Annotated in this window: 20 protein-coding genes; 13 read left to right on the plus strand and 7 right to left on the minus strand. The window is 49.9% G+C overall.

From position 1 onward, the window contains the following. Positions 1–358: 358 nt before the first annotated feature. On the plus strand, positions 359–772 hold the full coding sequence (locus ACM1PF_RS25625) for a Fur family transcriptional regulator (RefSeq protein WP_416668556.1): 414 nt from the start codon (positions 359–361) through the stop codon (positions 770–772). A gap of 300 nt (positions 773–1,072) precedes the next feature. On the opposite strand, the gene ACM1PF_RS25630 is transcribed toward ACM1PF_RS25625, so the two are convergent. Continuing rightward, entirely contained in the window at positions 1,073–3,187 is a 2,115-nt protein-coding gene (locus ACM1PF_RS25630; RefSeq protein ID WP_416668557.1) for a catalase, read from the minus strand. A 181-nt stretch (positions 3,188–3,368) separates the two neighbouring features. Beyond that, on the minus strand, positions 3,369–4,379 hold the full coding sequence (locus ACM1PF_RS25635; RefSeq protein WP_416668559.1) for a lipase family protein: 1,011 nt from the start codon (positions 4,377–4,379) through the stop codon (positions 3,369–3,371). Positions 4,380–4,503: 124 nt separating this feature from the next. On the opposite strand from ACM1PF_RS25635, the gene ACM1PF_RS25640 reads away from it, so the two are divergent. From ACM1PF_RS25640 to ACM1PF_RS25655, 4 genes are read left to right on the plus strand one after another with little or no spacing between them, the layout of a single operon-like run. Beyond that, on the plus strand, positions 4,504–5,766 hold the full coding sequence (locus tag ACM1PF_RS25640) for an alpha/beta hydrolase fold domain-containing protein (RefSeq protein WP_416668562.1): 1,263 nt from the start codon (positions 4,504–4,506) through the stop codon (positions 5,764–5,766). Beyond that, positions 5,763–6,551, plus strand: a complete 789-nt coding sequence (locus ACM1PF_RS25645) for an SDR family NAD(P)-dependent oxidoreductase (RefSeq protein WP_416668565.1) — start codon at positions 5,763–5,765, stop codon at positions 6,549–6,551. Before ACM1PF_RS25640 ends, ACM1PF_RS25645 begins: the two co-directional genes overlap by 4 nt. Before the next feature lie 24 nt (positions 6,552–6,575). Next, the gene (locus tag ACM1PF_RS25650; RefSeq protein ID WP_416668567.1) at positions 6,576–7,937 is read left to right on the plus strand and encodes a flavin-containing monooxygenase; all 1,362 of its coding nucleotides are present in this window, start codon (positions 6,576–6,578) and stop codon (positions 7,935–7,937) included. Between the two features lie 38 nt (positions 7,938–7,975). Further along, on the plus strand, positions 7,976–8,287 hold the full coding sequence (locus ACM1PF_RS25655) for a hypothetical protein (RefSeq protein ID WP_416668569.1): 312 nt from the start codon (positions 7,976–7,978) through the stop codon (positions 8,285–8,287). A gap of 41 nt (positions 8,288–8,328) precedes the next feature. Here ACM1PF_RS25655 and ACM1PF_RS25660 read toward each other — a convergent pair whose 3' ends face one another. Then, positions 8,329–8,994: an SDR family oxidoreductase gene (locus tag ACM1PF_RS25660; RefSeq protein ID WP_416668572.1), complete on the minus strand. Its 666-nt coding sequence runs from the start codon at positions 8,992–8,994 to the stop codon at positions 8,329–8,331. A gap of 188 nt (positions 8,995–9,182) precedes the next feature. On the opposite strand from ACM1PF_RS25660, the gene ACM1PF_RS25665 reads away from it, so the two are divergent. Beyond that, positions 9,183–9,452, plus strand: a complete 270-nt coding sequence (locus ACM1PF_RS25665) for a hypothetical protein (RefSeq protein WP_416668575.1) — start codon at positions 9,183–9,185, stop codon at positions 9,450–9,452. Between the two features lie 17 nt (positions 9,453–9,469). On the opposite strand, the gene ACM1PF_RS25670 is transcribed toward ACM1PF_RS25665, so the two are convergent. Further along, positions 9,470–10,099: a Uma2 family endonuclease gene (locus tag ACM1PF_RS25670; protein WP_416668578.1), complete on the minus strand. Its 630-nt coding sequence runs from the start codon at positions 10,097–10,099 to the stop codon at positions 9,470–9,472. A gap of 194 nt (positions 10,100–10,293) precedes the next feature. Between ACM1PF_RS25670 and ACM1PF_RS25675 the strand changes: the two genes are divergently transcribed. From ACM1PF_RS25675 to ACM1PF_RS25695, 5 genes are all read left to right on the plus strand, one after another. Beyond that, the gene (locus ACM1PF_RS25675; protein ID WP_416668581.1) at positions 10,294–12,129 is read left to right on the plus strand and encodes an ABC transporter ATP-binding protein; all 1,836 of its coding nucleotides are present in this window, start codon (positions 10,294–10,296) and stop codon (positions 12,127–12,129) included. A 20-nt stretch (positions 12,130–12,149) separates the two neighbouring features. Continuing rightward, positions 12,150–12,326, plus strand: coding sequence for a hypothetical protein (locus tag ACM1PF_RS25680; RefSeq protein ID WP_416668583.1), 177 nt, complete (start codon positions 12,150–12,152; stop codon positions 12,324–12,326). A 337-nt stretch (positions 12,327–12,663) separates the two neighbouring features. Continuing rightward, positions 12,664–13,056 carry a helix-turn-helix domain-containing protein gene (locus tag ACM1PF_RS25685; protein WP_416666324.1) on the plus strand — a complete coding sequence of 131 codons (393 nt, stop codon included), beginning with the start codon at positions 12,664–12,666 and terminating at the stop codon, positions 13,054–13,056. Beyond that, on the plus strand, positions 13,044–13,610 hold the full coding sequence (locus ACM1PF_RS25690; RefSeq protein ID WP_416666323.1) for an IS630 family transposase: 567 nt from the start codon (positions 13,044–13,046) through the stop codon (positions 13,608–13,610). The genes ACM1PF_RS25685 and ACM1PF_RS25690 overlap by 13 nt, the downstream gene beginning before the upstream one ends. Positions 13,611–13,626: 16 nt before the next feature. Beyond that, positions 13,627–13,827 carry a hypothetical protein gene (locus ACM1PF_RS25695; RefSeq protein WP_416668585.1) on the plus strand — a complete coding sequence of 67 codons (201 nt, stop codon included), beginning with the start codon at positions 13,627–13,629 and terminating at the stop codon, positions 13,825–13,827. Positions 13,828–13,939: 112 nt separating this feature from the next. On the opposite strand, the gene ACM1PF_RS25700 is transcribed toward ACM1PF_RS25695, so the two are convergent. Next, the gene (locus ACM1PF_RS25700; RefSeq protein WP_416668588.1) at positions 13,940–14,224 is read right to left on the minus strand and encodes a pentapeptide repeat-containing protein; all 285 of its coding nucleotides are present in this window, start codon (positions 14,222–14,224) and stop codon (positions 13,940–13,942) included. A gap of 146 nt (positions 14,225–14,370) precedes the next feature. Here ACM1PF_RS25700 and ACM1PF_RS25705 point away from each other — a divergent pair, with 146 nt between their 5' ends. Both ACM1PF_RS25705 and rpsU read left to right on the plus strand, forming a co-directional pair. Then, positions 14,371–14,670, plus strand: coding sequence for an RNA recognition motif domain-containing protein (locus ACM1PF_RS25705; protein ID WP_416668590.1), 300 nt, complete (start codon positions 14,371–14,373; stop codon positions 14,668–14,670). Between the two features lie 119 nt (positions 14,671–14,789). Further along, complete coding sequence (gene rpsU / locus ACM1PF_RS25710) at positions 14,790–14,981, plus strand: 30S ribosomal protein S21 (RefSeq protein WP_416668593.1); 192 nt, start codon at positions 14,790–14,792, stop codon at positions 14,979–14,981. A 116-nt stretch (positions 14,982–15,097) separates the two neighbouring features. Here the strand turns inward: rpsU and ACM1PF_RS25715 are convergent, their stop codons facing one another. Beyond that, entirely contained in the window at positions 15,098–15,844 is a 747-nt protein-coding gene (locus tag ACM1PF_RS25715; protein WP_416668595.1) for a DUF6920 family protein, read from the minus strand. A gap of 125 nt (positions 15,845–15,969) precedes the next feature. Next, positions 15,970–16,902 (minus strand): Fic family protein, encoded by a 933-nt coding sequence (locus ACM1PF_RS25720; RefSeq protein WP_416668598.1) that lies wholly within the window; start codon positions 16,900–16,902, stop codon positions 15,970–15,972. Positions 16,903–16,935: the final 33 nt, after the last annotated feature.

The following is a 16,935-nucleotide window of genomic DNA, read 5'->3' on the forward strand; positions in this document are numbered from 1 at the left end:
CATTGCTCACTGGCAGGCAAGTCTTCGGATCTCGGCGTGAACTCGGTCGAACGCTCACTCGATCCGTCGAAATGCTGCCTGTGCTACGGCGATCGATCTAGTTGCAGCAATTGGGATGCTCCCGATCGCTTTGACTCTGATCGTTCTTCTGATCGTTTTGACGATTCTACTCGTAACTATACTTACTAATTTCGCAGAAATTTGCGATCGTTCAAAGGGATTTTTATATTTATTCATAGGCGTAATGGGTATGAATAAATGCTACATTTACCGGAAAAACCCGTATCGAATACGTTTTATGGCTAAATTTTGCCTAGTATAGAGTTACAAAGGGAAATACTTTAAGGAGCTAAGGGGTATGGCTCCCGATCTTGAATCTTACGAAGAATGTTTGGAATACTGCACGCAGCAGGGAATGCGGTTGAGCAAGCAGCGACAACTCATTCTTAAACTTTTGTGGGATACAGATGAACATTTATCTGCGAAAGAAATTTACGATCGATTAACTCAACAAGGAGAGAAAATTGGACATACTTCGGTTTACCAAAATTTAGATGCGCTGGCACGGGTGGGGGCGATCGAGCGGGTGGAGCGGGCTGAAGGATGTCTCTACAGTCATCACACCTGCGCCCATTCCCATGTCTATTGCCTGGATGACGGTCAGCTATTTGATGTGGCGGTGACTTTACCTGCCGAACTACTGGAGGCTGTGGAGGCGGAGGTCGGGTTGAAAATTGTGGATTACCAAATTGAGTTTTTGGGGCACAGATGATCGGGGCACCTAAGGGATCTGCAATCAAATGGCATCCCAATTTTTGAAAAAAGGCTGTAGGGGCGCACTGCTGTGCACCCCTATCGGGTATGTTATTTTGTCGCATCTCCCTAACGATCGGGGCACCACTGAGCAGATCACCTAACGATCGGGAGCATCTCACTAATGCAAATTGATCGATTTCCGTAGCGCAGGCATCTTGCCTGCCAGTGAACTATCCATCATGCAAATGCAAAAGTGGGATACACCCGTGATCAACCACTGAAGATCGCTGTTATCCCTTGAGCAGCACTTGAAACCTCACGCCGGAACCCGTTCTTTTTGCATCCGATTCCAGTGCCGATGTTGGGCAATGGCAGCAATAAACTGCTGGCTGACATCCGCAATTGAACCCTGCCGGGTGGTGACTACGCCGTTATCCGCTGAAATCCGGCCATCTTGATCCGCCAGTTCAGCACCCACAATATCAGAGGCTTTCAGCAATTCCACCCCTTCCCCTGTTGCGGCGATCGCTTTCCCATGTCGGAAAGCTTCGTTGATGAAGTGAAGGGCATCACCCTGCTGTTTCAGCGTTTCAATGCTTTGCTGTCCACCGGGAACATAGATCGCATCAAACATCACAGAGGCACTGGTCAAAAAGGTCTTATCAACCTCCATTTCCTGACCATCAGCACTGTGCAGTGTCCCAGAGAATTTGGATACGATTTGGGCATTGGCTCCAGCCTTTTGCAGGGCTTGCTTCATCTCCATCACCTGGGTGTGGTCGAAGCCATCGATCGCCAGGATTGCCACCTTGCGGCTCTTGACGGTGTCTTTCACCGTGTTTTCCATACTCAAGGCAGGCGAACTGCGATCGTGAGTTTGTCCGGCGGGTTCCGTGGGTTCCGGTACACCAATCCCCTGGGCAACTCGCTGCGCCAGGTCATGGCTGATCTGATTGAAGTGATCGACCATCCGCTGACGAATCGCTTTGTCGTTGACCTTGGCCAGCTCAAAGTGGGCCGCAGATACAATGTGATCTTTTTCCGCCTCAGACATACTGTTCCAGAACAGCGTCGCCTGACTGTAGTGATCCTTAAAGCTCTCGCTACGCTTACGGATTTTTTGCCCTTCCACCTTCTCCGCATAGTGGGTATAGGCCCGCAGGTTATCGGGGTTGGCCATCGGACAGCCGCCACCGCGAGAGTTGGGCGAATAGTTGACGGCTCCCTTGTCGATCGTCTGCCGCATATAGCCATCCCGCTGGTTGTTGTGGGCTGCATTGACTGGACGGTTAATTGGAATTTCTGTGAAGTTCGGCCCACCCAGACGAATCAGTTGCGTGTCGGTATAGGAGAACAGCCGTCCCTGGAGCAGGGGATCATTTGTGAAGTCAATTCCAGGCACCACATGACCCGGGTGGAACGCCACCTGTTCCGTTTCAGCAAAGAAGTTGTCGGGGTTGCGGTTGAGTACCATCTTACCCACGGGGCGCACCGGCACCATTTCCTCTGGAATAATTTTAGTGGGATCGAGCAAATCAAAATCAAATTTGTGTTCATCTTCCGCTTCAACGATCTGCACACCCAGTTCAAATTCGGGGTAATCTCCCATTTCGATCGCTTCCCACAGATCACGGCGGTTGTAATCGGGATCTTTTCCTGCTAATTTCTGCACTTCATCCCAAACTAAGGAGTGCATGCCCAACTTCGGTTTCCAGTGGAGTTTGACGAACCGAGCTTTCCCCTGCTCATTTATCCAGCGGAATGTATGCACCCCAAACCCTTCCATCATGCGATAGCTGCGGGGTAAGGCGCGATCGGACAACACCCACATAATCATGTGCATGGATTCGGGCATGAGGGAAATGAAATCCCAGAAATTGTCGTGGGCGGCTGAAGCCTGGGGCATTTCATTGTGGGGTTCTGGCTTAATTGAATGCACCAGATCAGGAAACTTAATCCCATCCTGAATAAAGAAAACGGGCATATTGTTGCCCACCAGATCGTACACGCCATCTTCCGTGTAGAACTTGGTGGCAAAGCCGCGAACATCCCGCACGGTGTCAGCCGATCCCCGAAACCCCACAACTGTCGAAAACCGAACAAACACCGGAGTCTTTACCGCTGGATCTTGCAGGAATTTCGCTTTTGTATACTCCGCCATCGACTCATACACCTGGAAATAGCCATGCGCTCCCGATCCTCTAGCATGGACGACCCGTTCAGGAATGCGTTCGTGGTCAAAGTGGGTCATTTTCTCACGGAAGTGAAAATCTTCCATGAGGGTTGGGCCTCGTTCCCCAGCGGTCAGGGAATTGTCAGTATCGTCAATGCGTACGCCCTGGTTCGTGGTTAAATGTTCACCGGATTCGCGGCGAAAGGGTTCCAACTGTTCATCTTTCCGCTGCTCATTCCTACCATTATGTTCAACCATAATGTTCTCCCTTCCATGATCTACTACCAAATTAGAGAGGTTTGGTTTTGTACGAATCGCTCCAAGGCAGCATTTTCATTTGGTAGTCTAGGTAACCATTCAAGTACACACTGCTTCTGGGAGATGGGAGGAGAATTGGAGTGGGTCAACAGAGTAGTGTAGTGGAGTAGTTCAGCGAAAATTAACGAGCTGTGGATTTTAAAACTTCGATGTAGCGGGCGATCGCATGATCCTTAAACCGATCCGAGAGAAAGTTAAGACTCAATCGCCGACCAATTCGGAGTTCTTTATCTACATGGTGGTAGCCTCCCTGCCACCACCGGGGTAATTCAGCCACAATATCCATGCCATGCACAAACCGATAGCTTTTGGGAACGCGGCGGTTGAACGAGTCTCGGAATTTGTCATTACCGACTTTGGGGGAACCAAAGGTATAGGACTCGATCGTCTTGATCTGCTCCGAGAAGTTGTACTGAATATCAATGGCGCAGAGGGTGGCCAGTGCTCCCCCCAAACTATGACCTGTGGTAATCACGGTAGAAATGGTTCGGCCCTTGATATAGTCGTGGATTTCATCCCGAACTGAGAAGTAAGCCCGGACAAACCCCCGATGCATCATTGCCCCAGAACTGCCTCCGTCTGGGTAAGGATAAACCTTTTCCCGATCCGCTGCGTCAACAATTTCGCCTTGAATAATTTTTTGGTCAAACTCTGCCCGCTCTTGCTGGGAGGCAAAGTTGGTGTCCCAGTCAAAGGATGATTCACTACCGCGAAACACGATCGTTATTTCTGTGTTCTCAGGTAAAATCGCGCACTGTGTATCGGTGGCTTTTCGGTCAATCAATATCGGTTTTTGGGTTAATCCACCAAATCGAATCGTAGAAAAGTTTTGATAAACTTCCTGGCAGTAGACTGCGTATTTTGCTGCCTTAGAATAATTCCCTTGCGTCATTATTCCCTCCCAGATAAAATCATGAGTCGTTGTAGTATATAGCAGTTGTAGCGTTCCCATCGGCTGCCTGTCCATTGACCAGGGTAAAACTTCACCATTGCGATGCCTGAGTGTGCCTGGGTTTGCTACGTTGAGTCCATCAAAGTGTAATCTGCGATCGAATCCATTCAACTGGTTATAATGATTACCTTTGAACCAGATTGAACCAGACTTTAGATTGGGTAATAACCCATGAGTCATTGCTCTAGACCGTTTCAGGCCAAGAAAACGATCCAAGAAAACGATCAAGAAAACGACAACATTGTTGACAAATCACTGCTCATCTGGTGAAAATCATTCCCTTCTCCCCCATCCTTGAGGCAAGATGACTCAATCTGACCCTACAGATAATCCCCCATCCGGTATCGGAGGAAAACGGAAACTCGCCCTTCTCGTCGCATTCCTGGCTTCCCTCTGGCTTCCCTGGATTTTGAGCCTTGGGGGCTGCTTCCTGAGCCTGTGGATTGTTATTCCAGCCCCTACCCTGTTCCTGCTGCCCCTGGGAGTTGGTGCGCCGGAGGTGAGTCCCTGGTTAATTGGGGTGAATGCGATCGCCCTGGTATGGGTAGCCATGCGGCTGCCGTCGGGTTGGATCTATAGCATTGCATTGGGCTGTAGTGTGCTGGGTCTGCTGTTGAGTCTGCTCCCCCTGATTCAGATCCCTGCGGCGAATGCTCGGATGGCGGCGGATATGGCAGCGGAATTTGGTCAAGCGGTACTGACGACAGAGCCTCCCCTACCCCAACCGTTGCGGCCCCAACCATTTGTCTGGCTCGATGCATTTCGAGGAATTCAGGTGCCAGAGGTGCGAATTGAGCGGGGGATTCGGTTTGCGACTGTAGACAGGGTGGATTTGACCCTCAATCTCTATCGCCCTTTAGAGTCTGGACGGCATCCAACGATCGCCATGATCTACGGAGGAGCCTGGCAGAACGGCACGCCAGCCAACGATGAAACCTTTAGCCGTTATATGGCAGCCCAGGGTTACACAGTGGTGACGCTGGATTATCGCCATGCTCCCCAGTTTCGCTATCCAGCCCAGGTTGAAGATATCCAAACCGCCCTGTCCTTTATTCAAACCCAGGCAGAAGCATTAGAAGTCGATATCCAGCGGGTGGCCTTGATGGGGCGATCGGCTGGCGCACATCTGGCCTCCCTCGTTGGTTATGGGCAGAGTCCTTTTCCGATTCGAGCCGTGGTGAACTACTACGGCCCCACCAACCTGACGGAAGGCTACAACGACCCGCCAGTGCCCGATCCCATCAACACCCGCGCTATTCTGGAAGCCTTTCTGGGCGGTAATCCCGACCAACTGCCGCAGCTCTACCGGGACGCTTCACCCATTCACCAGATTCGCCCTAATTTGCCCCCCTCCCTGCTTGTTTATCCCAGACGCGATCATCTCGTCCGTGCCAAATTCGGACAACAGCTCTATGAAAAACTGCAAGGGGCGGGGAATCAGGCGGTTTTGCTAGACATCCCCTGGGCGGAGCATGTGTTTGATGCCGTCTTCAGTGGAGTCAGCAATCAGCTTGCTTTGTACTACACAGAACGATTTCTGGCCTGGGCATTGAGGGAACTGCCATGACTCAACTCAAAGATGCAGTTGTGCTGATTACTGGAGCCACAGGAGGGTTTGGGCAGGAACTCACTCGGCAATTGCTTCAGGCAGGGAGTCGGTTGATTTTGACGGATCTAGATGGGGACAGACTGGCGCAGCAAAGGGCAGAGATGCAGCAAGCAAGCGCGTCGGGAGAAGTGCTGACTGATCTGGTGGCAGATCTATCTACATCAGAAGGTTGTGAGCGGCTATATCAACAGGTTCAGGCACTCCAGACTCCGGTTGATATATTGATTAACAATGCGGGGATTGCGGTATTTGGGCGGATGGATGAAGTTCCGCCGGAGGAATGGGAACGGTTGATGTCCATTAATCTCCTGGCTCCCATGCAGTTGAGCCGCTTATTTGGGGCAGAGATGATTGCTCGGCGATCGGGGCATATTGTTAATCTTTCATCGGCGGCAGGCTGGGTCGCCCTTGTTGGACTGACACACTACTCTGCCAGCAAGTTTGGTTTGCGGGGCTTCAGCGAAGGGTTACAGGCTGAAGTGAAACCCTACAACGTCAGAGTGACCGTTGTATACCCATTTTTCAGTCGTACCCCGATTTTGCAGTCAAAACGCTATGGCACTCTGGCAAAGACGGCAAGCCCTCTCCCCGATCGTTTGATCACCGATCCTGCCCTGGTGATGAGCCGTACCCTTCGAGGGATTGAACGCAATCAGCTCCATGTCTTTCCCGATCGGATTGCCAGTACCATTCATTGGGCCAAACGTTTTGCGCCCCGGCTTCTAAACTGGATAGATATATAGCAGGCTGACGCGAAGGAGAGAGTTGTGGTACAGATCGATCGCCCCAGGGTAGTGCCCCAGTCCATTGACCGCACCGATCGCCACCTGATCCTGGGGGCTGGATTTGTGGGGTTGGGAATGGCCCAGGCACTCCAGGCAGCGGGAATTGCCTACGATCAGGTCGATGCCAGCGATCAAATTGGCGGCAACTGGTATCACGGCGTTTATCAGACGGCCCATATCATCTCCTCAAAGAAAGTGACTCAGTTTACGCACTTTCCCATGCCGGAGGACTATCCCGATTTTCCCAGCGCAGCCCAAATGCGGGACTATCTCAATGCCTTTGCCGATCGCTTTGATCTTCGTTCTGCCATTGAACTGAACCGTACCGTTTCAGAGGTACGACCGATCGAAAATAATCACTGGCAAGTAACTTTTGCGGATGGAGAACAGCGGATTTACAAAGGGGTGCTCCTGTGTAACGGGCATCACTGGGATAAACGCTTTCCGCAGTTTCAGGGCGAATTTAAGGGCGAGATGATTCATTCCAAAGATTACAAACACCCCGATCAATTGCGAGGGAAAAGAGTCCTGGTGATTGGTGGCGGAAATTCAGCCTGTGATATTGCCGCAGAAGCAGCGCGAGTTGGGGCGAAGTCGGTGTTGAGTTTGCGAGAATCCGTCTGGTTTTTGCCCAAAACCTTTGCCGGATCGCCAATCACCGATTTAATTCAAGGGTGGATGCCAGAATCGCTGCAACGGCTCCTGGCCTATGGTATTGTTCGGCTCACCTTTGGCAGACACGAAGATTATGGACTGGCTCAGCCCACCTACCGCATCTTTGAAAAACATCCCACCCTGAATAACGAAGTCCCCTATTACATTCAGCACGGGAGAATTCAACCCAAACCAGCAATCCGACAACTGAGCGGAGATCAAGTCGAATTCGTTGATGAAAGCTGTGAAGCCTTTGACTTGATTGTTTGTGCAACTGGATTTTATGTATCCTACCCGTTTCTACCGCCTGCCCTTCAGCGGACAGAAGGAGCGATCGTCCAGTGTTATGGTGGTAGTTTTTTGGATGATTATAGGGGCATTTATTACATTGGCTGGGGTCAGGCACGCGGAGGGGTAGGGTCTTTGATTTCTGCCTATGGGCCTTTTTTCGCCCGCTGTCTCAAACTCCAGGATGAGATCAACGTACCGATCGGTCTGGTGCTCAAGGAGATGGGGCAAGCCCTGCCTCAAACCCACCTGTCCGATCCCCATGCCATCTTTCGTCAACTTAAGGTGTCCAACTGGGGGTTTGGCTGGCTCAAACGCAAAGCGCATCAGGTCGATCGCCACTACCCCAATTTTCAGAACCTACCTCTGCTTTCTACCCATGATCCCCATCTGGTTCACTAAGAAGTTTAACCTGAAACGCCCTGCTTTATCTTCAGAACATGATTCGTCTCACCCAACTTCGCAACCAGTATCTTGAACTCACCAACCAGGTCTTACCCAACCTGGCAACCGATCGTAACTTTCCAGTTCGCCAGAATCACTGCTTTCAGCGGATCATTCTGGACAATTTGTTCGATCGCTGCTGGTATGAAGTCTTAGAGCGCCAACGAGAACCAGCGTACAAACAGTTGACCGAAGAACAGCTAGAACAGGCGATCGCCCTGGCAACCGCCATCATGGAACAGCCGGATTCCTACGTACAACAGTTAAACCAGAACAGCTTAAACTGGCGCAGGAAGAGGGAAAAGTAACCGTCGTCTACCGCTGCGATCGTCTGGAAATCACCTGGGAATCACCAGGGCAATACCTCACCATTGCTATGCCAGAACGTGCCCGTGTTGTCTAAATTAAGTTCATCAATTCGTTGCAGTAATCCCTTCACTGCGACTTCGGGGGTGATGCCACCAGATGTAAAGTTAGTCATGCGAGTTTGAACCAGTCCAGGATGCAAAATTGCCACTGCAATACCGGATGATTTCAAATCGTGAGATAAGGATTTACCCGCCATGGACAGGGCAACTTTCGACATTCTGTAACCATAGGAGCCACCCGAAGTATTATCATCGATCGAACCCATGCGGCTGGTCATGAGGATGACCTTTGAACCAGATTTTAGATTAGGTAAGAGAGCATGGGTTACCCGCAATGCACCCAAGGCATTGACCTCAAACTGTTTGCGAATGCTCTCAAAGTCCAGCTTTTCTAACGTGACTCGCTCCAGGATGCCCGCATTGTTAATCAACCCATCGATCGACAGACCCTGAAGGCGATCGCATAGATCTGCTACCGAGCGATCAGAGGTGATGTCTACTCCTGCTTCAATCCGCACTCCTAAAGCCTGCAATTCATCGGAAGCCGATCGACAGACTGCAATCACCGTATCGCCTCGCGCCTGAAGTTGACGACAGAATTCATAGCCAATGCCGCGATTTGCCCCAGTGATCAAGTAATTTGCCATACTGCTACCCATCTCATCGCTTACCACTGTACTACGGTATGGATGAATCCGGTTGAGCCATCTACAGCGATTGAAATCCACGAAGAATCAGCAGGCGAACTTGGCAGTTGCAGCATCAAGTTCGTTATCCTGATAAAAGACTGGTAAGCTAATCTATCCAGCTCTTTACCGTTGATGAGAGGTCATTGATGAACGCATCTCACCCAATCGCAGAGCAGCTTCTGGCTGACCTGAAGCAGGAAAGTCAGCTTGTGAACTTAATTATCCAAGGATGTATTGAGCATCGTTGGGCGGTTGATCAGGAAGAACGGGAAATCGCTGAGGCGATCGTCTACAATGCGTTTGAAGCGTATGCGATCGATCGAGGGATGACGGAACGGCAAGCTGAACAATTTTGTGAACAGCATTTAGAATCTCTGATTCAAACCGTTCAGAGGATTCTGGAACGAGGTGAGTAGATTGCTCTCTGGCTTTATTATTTAATCTGCTTTCTCACCCACTTCCGGAAAGCTTTCACCAACGTTAAATAATCTTCCGTTCCCGTTTGTTGCAAAAATTCAGCAATTTCTGAAATTGGAAAAGTTGGAAAAAATTGGCTTGTCTGAGAAACCATGTAGCAACCATTGCGCAATTGATGGATAATCAGGGATGCTCCGTTGTAAATCCAAACCTCTGCCACGCCCAGATCTGCATAGACCTGGAGACGACTTTGGGAACTACTGGTGACATCGATTTCAATTACCAAATCGGGAGCTGGATCTTCGTTGAGATCTAAGCGTTTTTTACCCCGAACCCGATCAATATTGCGAAAATAGAAACATTCATCTGGCTCTGCACCACTCAGTCTGGGGCGTTTGAATGTGGTTGATCCTAGAGGTTCGATCTGTATGTCTAGTTCTTCAGCGATCGTCTCAACAAATCGTCCAGTTACTTTTTTGAATCGTCCATGTTCTGGAGAGGGGGCCATAATTTCTAAACTGCCACGGTTGTAGGTGAGGCGCAGACGACGATCGCTCAACTCTTGCAGCAGTGTCTCGTAGGTCTGCCAGCTAATTCCCGTCAGGTGGATCAGTTCAGTTGGAGGAGCCAGGGGAGTAGCAACCATAGGACAATTCCAGCGCATTATTCCAGCAAAGGATGTCTTAATTCTAAATCACATTGTCCTTGCGATCGGTGAAGTGGACAAGAGTCCCCTCCCATAAAAGGTTGAAGAGCAGAGCAGATTCAGAAATCGGAGGGGTTGAACGTGTTTTTCTAACTAGAGAATAACTTGTCTCAAGCTGAGGGAGCCTCTCCAACATGAAGCCAACCGAATTATTGCCCATGCAGGCATTGCGGCGAAGTCTGTGGATGGTCGTGCAGGCAGCACCGAAGGAACTGCGGAACCTGGCGATTCTAAATTTGATTACCGGGACAGGGCCATCTGTTGCCTTGTTTTTGAGCAAAGTGGTGATTGATGAATCGACGCGATTGCTGGGAAATCGTTCCCTGGAAGAGGCGATCGCCCTGCTATTGTCTCAGCCACTCCTCCTGTGGAGTGTGGTTGCAGTTGTAGTCTTGAATTTGTTCGTCGATTCGATCGATTCCGTTGGCACAACGTTATTCGCTGCCTTACGCGATCGGGTTCAGGGATATGTTCAGGGTAAAGTTCTAAATAAAGTCGCAAATTTTGATGATATTGCTCTGTTTGAAACTCCAGAATTGTTGAACCTGCTGGAATTAACCGAGAAAGGGATTCAGCGCTTACAACGATTATCTTTTATTGTGGCTGCAACCCTGGTGGGTGTGTTTCTCTTTATTCCATCGGTTGCTGTTTCAATTTCGATCGCCTGGTGGGTTCCCCTGGTGTTGATGGCGGCTGCCATTCCATCGATTTATGTGGAGATGAGGTTTCACAAAAAGAGCTGGCGGGTGGAAGAAACCCAGGCGGGAATCACCCGTGAGATGAGTATTTACTCCAAGGTGATTACGGGCGAAGCCTATGCTAAAGAGATTCGATTGTTTTCCCTGCAATCGGTGTTATTAAATCGCTGGCGCGGGTTATTCAGCCGTATGTTCACGACGATGGAAGCAGTCCGTCGAGATGGGGCATTGACGGTAATGTTATGGGCTTTAATCGGGGGATTTGGGGCAGCCTTACCGTACATTTATGTGGTCATTGGTGTGTTGGCAGGAACGTTCACGTTAGGAGATTTGGCTCTGTTCACGGGAATCATTCTACAAGTACGCCGCAGTCTTTACATCCTGATCGGCAATACAGGAGATATTTACGATGTTGCATTAGCCACCGGGCCCATTTTTCAACTGTTAGATCTGCAACCCCATCTGGTCACGGGGCAGGAGGCCATTCTTCCCACTGATCAGATCCGTCCCTCGCAACGGGGCATTCAGTTCCAGGATGTTTCCTTTGTCTATCCTGGCAGCGATCGCACCATCCTAGAGCACATCAACCTGACGATTCAACCCGGAGAGATGGTGGCTCTGGTGGGTGAAAATGGAGCTGGAAAAACCACCCTGGCGAAGTTGCTCTGTCGTCTGTACGATCCCAGTCAGGGTTCAGTTTATTGGAATGAGCAGGATTATCGCACGTTGAATTTGGATGATCTGCGATCGCGGATTGCTGTAGTCATGCAGGATTATGCCCACTTCCCAGCGACCCTACGAGAGAATGTCGGCTGGGGATTTTTGCCGAAACTGACCGAAGATGAAGCGGTTCAAACAGTGTTGCAAGAAGCCGGACTGGGCTACCTCAGTACTGAACTTGCGCACGGACTGGAAACTCCCCTGGGCAAGCAGCTAGAAGGGGGCATCGATCTCTCTGGCGGCCAGTGGCAGCGCGTGGCGATCGCCCGTTCCCTGATTCGGCTTTCCCAGGCAGAACTGTTGGTATTCGATGAACCCACCGCAGCCCTGGATCCCAAGAATGAACACGAAATTTATCAAATTTTCAGGACGATCGCCAAAGGACGAATGACAGTGGTTGTCAGCCATCGCCTGGCCCTCGCCAAAATGGCCGATCGGATTATCGTCTTAGAACACGGCAAGATCGTTGAAGCAGGCAGCCACGAAGCTCTGATGGAGCAGGCAGGAGTCTATCACACCATGTTTACCCGGCAAATGAGCAGCTATCTCTAACCTCTTGTGGGGTGGGCATCTTGCCCGCCCAGTCATCCAACCCAACCCCTTGTGGGGTGGGCATCTTACCCGCCCAGTCATCCAACCCAACCGCTTGTGGGGTGGGCATCTTGCCCGCCCAGTCATCCAACCCAACCCTGGCAAAGCCGATCGAGAACCCTCAACAAAAAGTAGCGGCATACGCTTGTGTTTGCTAAACGTATCCGATATGCTGTTGCGATACTGGTTTTTTCACCCGAACGAACCAGTTTACTCAAACCCGCTTAAGGTGAGGTGCAACGCTGATTAGGGAAGTTCCCAGCAACCCTAACCAGCTAACCTAACATCTGTCGAAACCAGAGGTCAGGCTGTCTGATTTTAGATCAAACTGTCTATTTTCGGCTGGCTTGCTGATGAACGACGTTTGGGGGGCTTCTCAATCCTCCCCACACCTTAAGCTTTTCTTCTCCAAATCATCAGCGAGGAAATCAAATACAGCACTTTCGAGGTATATGAGGTACACTTAAAAGGAGATTAGAGGTATCAAGAATCCCGATGAAAGCCTACTCCGTTGATTTGAGAGAAAAAATAGTTAATGCTTATGAGAGAGGCGATACTTCAATTAGAAAAGTAGCCACTCAGTTTGGCGTTGCGAAAAGCTATGTCCAAAAGCTGCTCCTCCTTAAGAAAACTCAGGGACACTTGGCACCCAAGAAGCAAGGTGGAACAATGAAGGGACAGTTAGATGAGTACGGTAGCGAATTAACTGCAATGGTACAAAGCCATCCTGACGCAACTTTAGCAGAATATTGCGAGTATTTTGGAGAGCAATACAACGTTTGGGTCTGTCGCAGTGTCATGTGCTGTGCCTTGCAAAAACAACAACTCACGCGAAAAAAAAGACCTTACGCAGCACTCAAGCGAACACAGAGCGGGTGCAAAAGCTGAGAGTAGAGTATTGGGAGAAGGTCAAACCCATCGAGGTAGAGAACCTGGTGTTTCTAGACGAGATGGGAGTTCTACTCGGGTTGACCCGTACCCATGCTAGAAGCAATCGAGGCGATAGAGCGTATGACTTTAAGCCCTACTATCGAGGTGAAAAGGTGAGTGTGATTGGGGGCATCAGTTGCAAGCAGGTGTTGGCTCTCATGACACTAGATGGTTCAGTCAATGGCGATGCCTTCAAAGTTTTTATCGAGCATTTCCTGCTGCCGCAGTTATGGGAGGGTGCAGTAGTGGTGATGGATAATTTGCCTGCTCATAAAGTTGAAGCAATCGAGCCTTTAATTGAATCAGTAGGTGCCAGTGTTTTGTATTTGTCGCCCTATTCTCCTGAATTTAATCCCATTGAGCATTGGTGGTCACAATTGAAAGCATTCCTGAGACTATTTTCTCCAACTACTGCATCTGGTGTGGATGGTTTAATCGGAATAGCACTTGAGTTAATGAATCCTGAACACCTCAAAAATTGGTTTACACATTGCTGCTACTGTACCTCATAAACCCCGAATCCGCTGTATGTCATCAGAGTTCAACGAACCGCTGCCCGTCGCGCAGGATGAACGGGTACAGGTCTGGATTATCGGCACCCGTGATCAGGTCATCTTCACCATGAACGAATTCTACGTGCGGCGGATTGCCACCGACCGGGTTCAGTTCACCCCAATTATCCCGGCTCCCTTTGCCACCGGAAAATACATGACCGTTCTGGTGCGATAAGGTCTGGCGCGATCCTATTACTCCGGCAATAGTTGAGAAGACATTCCTTTAGGGTGGGCAATGCCCCACCCGGACGCTACAGTTTTAACGTGTTGCGATCGCCCGTTCCCTTTCAGTCATGAATCGTGCCATCGGGCATTTTTGTCCCCCTTAAGTTGGCAGAACTTAAATCGGCTCCCTCTAAATTTGCCCAACTTAAATCGGCTCCCCTCAAATCAGCCCAACGTAAGCTGGCACCGTTCAGATTGGCCCAGCGCAAGTTAACATGGCGTAGATTAGCCCTGCCAAAATCTATACCCTGCAAATTTATACAGCTGAGGTTGGCTGCGCTGAGGTCAACATTTTGAAAATTTCGCTCTCCTGCTGCGAACAGCATTTGGAGTTCGGTTGCGTCCATGCTGCAATCCTAGCATAGTTCTCCGTTGTTGCTGATTCTGCGCTATTATGTATATTGTCCAAGGTTTATTTTCGGTCGTGTAATTCGCCTAAAAACGTTTCTCCGGATCTAATCTCTCTACATTTCCATGATTTTGGAGAACTTTTATGTCGATTTATATTGGCAATTTGTCTTACGACGTAACGCAGGATGACCTAACTCAAACTTTTGCTGAGTATGGTACAGTCAAGCGGGTTCAGTTACCGATAAATCGGGAAACAGGTCGGATGCGCGGGTTTGCTTTTGTTGAAATGGACACTGATGCAGAAGAATCCGCAGCGATTGAAGCGCTGGATGGTGCGGAGTGGATGGGGCGCGACCTCAAGGTCAATAAGGCAAGACCGCGGGAGGAAAGAGGTTCCTCTGGTGGTAGCTGGGGAAGGGAGAATTCTTCTCGACGTTACTAGGCTCAACGATTGCAACGTTCACTTCTTGAACACTCTATGCTAAGGCTGATAAGAGCTATTTTTCTGCGCGAATTTAGATAATCAGCCTTACTGTTCATCTAAGCTATTCAGGAGATTAAATGACCCAAATTATTCCTGGTGAAGATGAGGGAATTGAGTCAGTACTGCGTCGCTTCAAGCGAGAAGTGTCCAAAGCGGGAATTTTCCCCGATATGAAGAAAAATCGTCATTTTGAGACACCAATTGAAAAAAAGAAGCGGAAAGCGTTCGCTAAACATAAACAGCGTAAACGAACGTTTCGCTATTGGTAGGGTAATTTTCCATGCACTGCCTGACGTGCTGCAAGCCTTCCCAACCTGGAACTCAGATGGTTGATGGAATGGTTCATGCTTCATGTTCCCCAGTTTAGATTGGTTCGGCGGCAAACTTATCGGTAGGTTACCCGATCGATCGTGGCGCGAAAGAATTCTCCCTCCGACTCAAAGCGATCGCTGCCAAAGTACCAGCCGACTCGAAATTTTGTCGGAACGGTGTAGCCGGCAAACGTTCCCTCTTGCTCCATATATCCCCCAAAGGCTGCATAGCCCGGAGTTTCGCCTGCCGGACTGCCCCAGCGTTGAAAGCAAATTTGCTCTAGCTTTCCCGTGTCACCGATCGTCAGAATCAGATCCGTCGGTTCATCCAGAAAGTTCAGGCTGGTCTGGACATGGGATTCATCCAGGGCAGTCCATTCGAGCGCAGGATCACAGAACACCGATGGCAACCAGACGCTTTCCCCCTGCATCCGGCCGATCGCCGATCGGGTGATATCCTCTCCGCTGACTACCATCACCGGAATCAGCCCCAACAATTTCCACTGCATACTGCCTGTACCGTCAACGATGCGATCGAACCCGGAAATCGGCAAACCCTTGATCCAGGCCGTCGCCCGCCAGATCATCCCCCGATTCAGGCAAATCACCTGTTCCGCCTGAAAAGGACACCACCCCTTGAGTTTAATCTCACCCTGCATCCGCAACCGCACGGCAGCAGCTAAGGGTGCACCGGGTGCGATCGTATGTTCCAGGTATCGCCTTGCAGTTTGGGGCAGATCAGAAATCAGTTCAGGAGAAAAAGAACGCCCTTGAGGAACGGCTGATTTCCACAAAGTATCCAGAGAAATGGATTGCACCATGACCTTAACCAGACAATTCTTTACTTCAGTTATAGACAAAGAAGTTGAGGAACCTGTGAGAAAAGCAAAACGCTGAAAAGATTAATATTCACTCTGCCGGATCAGGGCAAAATCATCTCCAGTCGCTACACTTCGGACTGCAAAAAATCCAGCAACTCCTGGTAAAAGGGAGCATCTTTGGCCTGAGTCTCTGCGGCCGTTGCCAATACACTTAATAGCTCAACTAACGCTGTCTTTGTCGCTTCTATCATGAGTTCACAGAAAGCATCCCACTGGTTCAACTGCTGCCCCTGGACTAAGGCTTCAATGTACCGTTGCCGATTTTGAGCTGAAATGATGATGATGGGATAACCCGATCGCAGCAAGAGTAAGTTCATCATCAGCCGTCCAGCTCGCCCATTGCCATCTCGAAATGGATGAATTGAGACAAAACGATAGTAAGCCTCAGCTGCATACAGAACTGGATGGAGAGACTGAGCTGCTCCAGAGTTGAGCCAACTGACGAAATCAGCCATTAACTCAGATAACAGATAATGGGGAGGATAAACGTACCCCGTACCCGCAGCTTGAACATCGAGGGTGCGATATTTTCCCGCTTCCTCTGGCTCAATCTTCCGCAGAATCAGACTGTGAATTTGACGAATTTCCCATTCTCCAATTCCCGTGGTTTGCTGGGCCAGCGTTTCAATGTAGGCGATCGCATCCTGATGCCCAATGACTTCCAAATGCTCCCGTAGGGTTTTCCCGCCAATGGTAATACCCGTCGTCAGAACCAGTTCCGTTTCACTCTGGGTCAGCGTATTTCCCTCAAGGGCATTGGAATGGTAAGTGAACCGCACCCGATAGCGTTGGCGGAGTTCAGCGACAACCGTAGCTGGCAGAGGTCGGAAAGCATCTAGCCAGGTTTTGAGTTGATTAATCGACTGGAGATCGTTAGAAGGCATAGAATGAGCGGCTAACCATTGCCAAAGGGTATCTTCGACTTGCCAGATGCGATGGTGTTTCAGGTAAGTCAAGAGTTTTGCTTGCCGGGTGGATGGAGTTTGGAGATCAGGCATCCCTGGGGGTTCCTTGGAGGGTTCCTTAATTAA

The sequence above is a fragment of the Egbenema bharatensis FJBBOT/2019 genome (assembly GCF_048077055.1).
Classification (GTDB): domain Bacteria; phylum Cyanobacteriota; class Cyanobacteriia; order Elainellales; family Elainellaceae; genus Egbenema; species Egbenema bharatensis.